Source organism: Salipiger sp. IMCC34102 (assembly GCF_004145405.1).
Lineage (GTDB): Bacteria > Pseudomonadota > Alphaproteobacteria > Rhodobacterales > Rhodobacteraceae > Loktanella.
In genome coordinates this window covers 35118-41548 of the sequence record NZ_SELQ01000013.1, presented here as the reverse complement: position 1 = coordinate 41548, position 6431 = coordinate 35118, and the positions used below count along the sequence as shown (strand labels likewise).

General features: G+C 60.5%; 5 protein-coding genes. 2 read left to right on the top strand and 3 right to left on the bottom strand.

The window, feature by feature from the left end; all coding sequences use genetic code 11:
* Nucleotides 1–357: 357 nt before the first annotated feature.
* Nucleotides 358–972, bottom strand: coding sequence for a hypothetical protein (locus EU805_RS16685; protein WP_129765116.1), 615 nt, complete (start codon nt 970–972; stop codon nt 358–360).
* Between the two features lie 629 nt (nt 973–1601).
* Here EU805_RS16685 and drt2 point away from each other — a divergent pair.
* Complete coding sequence (drt2, locus tag EU805_RS16680; RefSeq protein ID WP_129765115.1) at nt 1602–2930, top strand: antiviral reverse transcriptase Drt2; 1329 nt, start codon at nt 1602–1604, stop codon at nt 2928–2930.
* A gap of 263 nt (nt 2931–3193) precedes the next feature.
* Here drt2 and EU805_RS16675 read toward each other — a convergent pair whose 3' ends face one another.
* Complete coding sequence (locus EU805_RS16675; protein WP_129765114.1) at nt 3194–4216, bottom strand: zinc-binding alcohol dehydrogenase family protein; 1023 nt, start codon at nt 4214–4216, stop codon at nt 3194–3196.
* A gap of 96 nt (nt 4217–4312) precedes the next feature.
* Between EU805_RS16675 and EU805_RS16670 the strand changes: the two genes are divergently transcribed.
* Nucleotides 4313–5236: a LysR family transcriptional regulator gene (locus tag EU805_RS16670; RefSeq protein WP_255465917.1), complete on the top strand. Its 924-nt coding sequence runs from the start codon at nt 4313–4315 to the stop codon at nt 5234–5236.
* Nucleotides 5237–5391: 155 nt separating this feature from the next.
* Here EU805_RS16670 and EU805_RS16665 read toward each other — a convergent pair whose 3' ends face one another.
* A complete protein-coding gene (locus EU805_RS16665; protein WP_129765113.1) occupies nt 5392–6297 on the bottom strand; it encodes an AraC family transcriptional regulator in 906 nt (301 codons plus the stop codon).
* Nucleotides 6298–6431: the final 134 nt, after the last annotated feature.

Genomic DNA, 6431 nt, shown 5'->3' with positions numbered 1-6431 from the left:
CGCAATCGCCCGCCCCGCTGCGCGAGATGAAAGCTCCGCGCGCCGGGCGATTGCTCAACCTGCGCCAACCGGCGTAAACACTAACCGGGCTCCGGTCGTGGCTGGATGAAAGTTCAGTGGCAGGTCACCCAAAGCCGACTTTGGGACCGGGTAACCACGCCGAAGCGCAGCTTCATCGAAGGGGTCGTTCGTACGTCGCCCAGCATTTCCCGCCGCCCAAGGTCCGCTAAGCGGACATTTCCGCCAATCGTTATTCGTAGGAAAACTACCGTTTCGCCGGCCCGGTTATTGAATCATCACCGACTACAGCAGCGGGATTGCGGGACCTCCAAGAAGTCGTTGCAGGTCAGTGCCGGCCTAGTGGTTGAGCGGCCAGTTTCCCGGCGCGATCGGCGCGATGGAGACGGCGGTGACGTCCAAGCGGCCATCGGTGTCGTCATCCGCCCAGCTGAGCCAGCCAAAGCCGAAATCGCGCAGATAGCTCATGCCCTCCACATAATTGTCGTCCCTCTCATAGGCCGTGATCACCTCGACCGACTCGAAGCTGCAGTCGCCGACGGTCAGTGTCTCAGACGCGCCGGAGACGAAGCGCTGGGTCACGTCCCCGGGCGCCTCCCCCGGGTAGATGACCTGCGCCTGCGCGTCCCAGCTCTTCCCCGGGACGGGCAAAGGCAATTCGGTGGCGGGCGCTCCGAAATTGTGGAGCGTGGCATTCTCTACGTCGATGAAATCGCCCCAGATCTCGGCATAGGACGTCACGTAGAGGCCCCGCGCCATTTCCATCAGAAAGAACGGCTCGCCATCACTGAAGAGGCCGACGGCCTCTACCATTCCCGGCCCGGCGGAGCGAAAGACCTCGACCATCCCGTCACTGTACTCAACGCGGATGCCGGTGGCGAGGTCAGACGGCTTGGGGCATTCGGCGAGGGCCGGCCCGGCAGCGAGTAGGGACGGGAGGATCAGTCGGTTCATGCGGCGCTCCTATTCAGGCTCTATCTACTCGCCGCGCTCATCGTCGTAGCGCCACGACGTCGCCACGGGATAGACGTCCCACGCGCGCACGTCCATCGCCGAGGATCAGCTTTGCGGACCTTCCTGCCATTCGCTGCGGACGCTCGCCTTCCGCCGCAACCGCGAAGACGTGGGAAGTTAGGGCGGATGCCGGACTTTCGCCGCGGTCGCGAAGGCACCTCGGCCGCACCGCGGAAGCGGCCATTCAAGCGAGAACCAAGGCCGGAACCCGCTCGATCGACATCAGGGGCGGGAAGCGGACCTTCGCTGCGGCAGCAAGCTAACTATCGAGTTCAGTCAAAAGCAGACACTCGGGATCAAGAAAAGGTCATACCGGGTCTTGTATCGTGGAAATGAGCACCCACATCGTTCAGTGCCCCGGGGCACAGGACCCGGATGACCAGTGTTAAGGCCCGCAAGCGCGATCCGCGCCCAGGGGCACCGGGTGGTCGTGATTTCGATCATGGCGCATCCTTCGCACATCGTGGTTACAACATACCACGCCAGGTTTTCTCGTACCGGAGGGCACCTCGGTGTCCGTTGATGGGAGCTAGGTTCAATAGCCCGGGCATTTGACGAACGGAGTCGCTATGCCCGGGTTTTACATGCCTTCCGAAAACGAGTTCGATCCATCCACTGACGACTTCATGCTGCGCGCCGTATCGAAAGAGCGGAGGTATAAGCACTTCGACCTGCCGCCGACTGGCCGCGAGTTGGCAATCGACTTCTCGGGACAAGATAACCCGCATAGGTTTCTTCCCCTGCTTGGATTCACTGATATCCGGCGAATGTACCTTCGAGATGCATCGGGGAACGGCAAAAAGAAGATCAAGAAGCGACCCATTCGGTTTGCGGGTCATGAAGACGCGGCTTACCTGCAAGCCTACGCCGGGCATCTCAATGGGTTCTATGAGCGGGCGCTGGCGAAGGATGGCAGCTCTAGCTCTGTTCTGGCGTATCGTCGAGGTGGCGGTACTAACATCCATCACGCCAAGGCTCTGTTCGACGAGATCAAGTCGCGAGGTGACTGCACTGTTGTCGCGATGGACATATCCGGGTTCTTCGACTGTCTCGACCACCTGCTTCTGCGCGATGAGATAGCTGGGTTGCTGGACGAGACCCGCCTTGATGGTCACCACGCTACCGTGTGGAAAAACGTAACGCGCTATTCTTGGGTCGAGACATCCGATCTGGACAAGCTGCTCGGGCGGAAGCGTAACGGCCACGGGCGGATTTGCTCACCAAAAGACTTCTCAGAGCATGTCAGAGGTCGAAAAGGCGGTCTCATTCGGACCCATGACCAGACGTTTGGTATCCCTCAGGGAACGCCAGTGTCCGGATTGTATGCCAACATCTACCTTCGCACCTTCGACCGCGAGATGATTGCTTGGTGCGCCCGGCTGGGAGGTTCCTACAGACGATATTCGGACGACATTGCGGTCATCCTGCCGCTGGGTGTGAAGGTCCGACATGTAGTTGCGGTGGTCGAGAAGATGCTATCGGACTTCGGCCTCGCCATGTCCGTTGAGAAGACAGATTCTGCCGATTTCAAGGGCGGTGTCCTGATCTCAGCCACGCCAATTCAATACCTTGGATTTACCTACGACGGGGTGAAAACGCTCATCCGAGAATCTTCGCTCGATGCATACCGGAGAAAGATGGGCCGCGGTATTCACGCCAAGATGGTTGCCGCGAAAGCGAAAAACATTCCGTCTTTCGAAGTGTTCAAACGCGAGAGCTTTGCGCGATATACCCACCTCGGTAAGAGGCGCAACTTCTTGCGCTATGCCTACAAAGCGTCAGAGGTCATGGGCTGTCCCGAGATTAGGCAGCAGGTTAAACGCCATGTTACTTGGTTCAACAGGGCGTGGGAGCGAGAATCTGTCCGGGTGTTTGGCGGATTAATCACATTGCCATGACGCGAAGCGGGCGATCATTGGATGTCGAGACGGTCGTTATGGCATCTGTCTGGTCGCCAACCTTCACCGTCATATTGTGCTGCGGAGTGTCACAAACGGTCGGTTCGGAATGTCTGCGCCGCAGCAATGACTTACGTGGAGAATGTCTGGTTTGGGCCGGGAGCGGCGGCGCACTTGGGGAGCCACGGAGGTGCCTCATGCTGCGCCGCCGCAGGTCTGCTTCGAGCCTAAACTGGGCTTTCAATTCCGGAACTGAAAGCTATTCAAACAAGCGAAACGACGATTTTCTCGCCAGAGACACCGGTCTTCTGGAGGGCCAATGCGTCCTGAAGCGCGTGAAGCCCGTGGCCTGCGACCCGCGGTTTCGGTGCGGCTTGGTAGCGGCCTTGGACCAGCGCGGCGGGCAGGAAATCTCGATATATCATTGGTCCGACATTATCGTCCTTAAGCGCTGTGCCGTGGATGTGGCCAACGACAACGTCTTTGCGGAAATCCTCGGGTGCCGGGAGTGTCGCGGCGATCATCTTTCTGCCTTCCGCGCGGCTGACGACCTCGGCGCAGTCATGCAGGTTGCCGGTGGCATGCAGCGTCCCCGCAAGGCGGCGTCCCTCCAGTGCGGAGATCAGGCGCTCGGAGCACGTCTCGACGGTGTAATCGAAGACCTGCGCCGCGCCGAGTTTCTGCAACATCCCGGCATTGGACGCCGAAGCGGTAGCAAAGACTGTGTAGCCGGAGGCGACGGCCAGCTGGATGGCATTGCAGCCCACGCTGGAGGAACCTCCCCAGACGAGAACCACGTCGTCCTGCGCCTTTGGCGAGAGAGACGGCGGCAGCAGGGCAAGCTGCGTCTCGCCATAAAGCCCTCCGGCAGCCGTGCCGAGCCCCAGTGGAAGCACGGCGGCCTCGGCAAAGGATAATGTCGCGGGAATCGGCGCGGCCATGTGATCGGCCACGATTGTGTATTCCTGGAATGCGCCTTCGGCGGACTTGTTGACCGTGGTGCTTACGGCCTGCCCAATTACGCGGTCACCAATCGCAAAACGGGTGACATCGGGCCCGACTGCCGCCACGGTGCCCGCGACATCGCTGCCGGTGATCATCGGGAAGGTCAACCAGGGGAGGCTCATGCCGCTCTGTAGCAGCCAGTCCAGTGGATTGATCCCGATGGCGGCGTTCTTGATCAGGATCTCGTTGCCTTGCGGCGCGGTGATCGGGGCGGCGGAAATATGCAGCGCCGACGCATTCTCGTGCTGCCAGGCGGCCATTTGGGTGGGTTCGGTATGCATCGCGGTCTCCATCGGTTTGACAGGTCTCAGATGGCCCTTTTCGGAATGAATATTAATGGGCATAATAATCATCACATCATTGACTTGAGAGAATGAATGATTGGCGGTGGGGAATTTGCAGAATTGCGGGCGTTCATGATGATCGCCGAGACCCGCAGCTTTCGCGAAGCAGCCGGACGGTTGGGCGTGACACCCTCTGCTCTCAGCCGGACGATCAAGCGCCTCGAAGGGCGCCTCGGTCATCGCCTGCTGAACCGCACGACTCGAAGCGTTTCGCCGACCGAGGCGGGGCAGTTGCTATACGCCCGCCTGCTGCCCGCCGTCGCCAGCCTTGAGGAGGCTGTCGATGACACCCTTGCACGGAGGGGCGATGCTACGGGAACAGTACGGCTCAATCTGCCGCGGCTCGCTGCAGAGGTGCTGTTGATGCCGCGGCTCGCGGAATTCGCGGCGCTCCACCCTGGCATCCACCTTGATATCGTGCTGGACGATGCGCTGAGCGATGTCATCGGAAGCGGATCCGACGCGGGCATTCGTCCCCAGGAGATGCTGGAAAAAGACATGATCGCCGTCCGATTGACCCCACCTTTCCGCAACACCGTTGTCGGCACGCCCGGTTATCTCGCCAAACATGGCGTTCCGCAGTCTCCGCAGGATCTGAAACGCCACCTCTGCATCAATTACCGCTGGGCAGATAGCCGTCAGCCATATCGCTGGCCGTTCGGCGGCCCGGACGGCCCCTTCGAAATCAACGTCGAGGGGCCATTTTCGGTCAACGATACCGGCCTCTTGAAAGAGGCGGCGCTCTCCGGCACGGGCCTGGCCTGCCTCAGCGAACCGATGGTGGCGCTGCATGTCGTGCGCGGTGAACTCGTCGAGGTTCTCGAACCATGGAGCAAGCGATACGCGGGGTTCTTCCTCTATCATCCGAGCCGACGTCAGACACCTCCAGCGTTACGCGCACTGATTATGTTTTTGACCGAAAGCCAAGCTAGCAGAGGGCCAGCTGCTCCGGGCTAAATGCCGGATGCCGACGAACGAACGCTTCGCACGCGGTGCGGTTGTTCCGGCGCCACGAGCCTGACGATGGAGATAGAAACTCGACGCCCCCTGCAAATTTCTGTAGGCCTGAAGGCCGCCTGGTGGCGATCCGAATTGAGCGACGGGCGCTTACGCTACCCGTCGAGCACCCTTGCGCGCATCAGGTCAGCATCGCGGGCGGGCGGAACGCCGAACTCCCGGGCGTATTCGCGGGAAAATTGCGAGGGGCTGTCGTAACCGAGATCGAACGCCAGGCGGGCGACATGGGTGGGTGTGGCATGCAGCCTGCGCCGCGCCTCGTAGAGCCGTAGACGGGTCCGGTATTGGAGCGGCGACATGCCCGTCTCTGCCTTGAAGCGCCGGTAGAAGGTAGGCACGCTCATCCCCGACGCGCTGGCCAGGTCCGCGGCCCGCAGAGGCCCTGTGTATTCTGTCCTTATCCGTGCGATTGCTTTTGCGATGCCCGCGTGCCGCCCCCCATTTGCGACCAACTTTCGCAGGATTGGGCCTTGAGGACCCTGAAGGAGCCGAAACAGGATCTCCTTCTCGATCAGCGGACCCATCACTTCCAGATCTCTGGGCCTCTCGAGAGTTTGCAGAAGTCTTCGATAGGCATCGAGCAGTTCCGTATCTGCCGGATTGACGGCGAAGGCCCGCGTGCCGGATGTGGGCACCATGGGCTCTGAGCGCTGTGCCAGATCGGCGATCAGCGCGGGATCAGGGCGGAGCGTCATCGCGAGGTAGGGGCGCGTTCGCGAACATCCCAGAATCTCGATCCGCGTGGGCAGATCGATTGCGGCGGCATATGTGTTGCCGACACGATAATGCAGGGCATCACGTCCGATAGAAAGGCGCTTCTCGCCCTGAAGGATGAGGCTGACAATGGGTTCCTGGACCTCTGGGACGAGTTCGCCGGGCGTGATCACCTTGAGAAAGGACACTGATCCGAGGGCCGTATGCGTCTCGCCCTTAGGCAGCCGGTTGGCTAGGCGGCTCACCAGTTTCGGGAATAGTGAAATCATGGACTGCATGCTGGTCATCAGCTTGCCGTATAAAAAATGATAAAATTATGCAAGATTACGATCGTATCGTAGGCGTCTCGATATTCTTTGCGCTCCATATCAGGGAGGCGTTCCGGCATGTCCTGCAGTCCCGGCAGGGGCGGCCGTGCCTC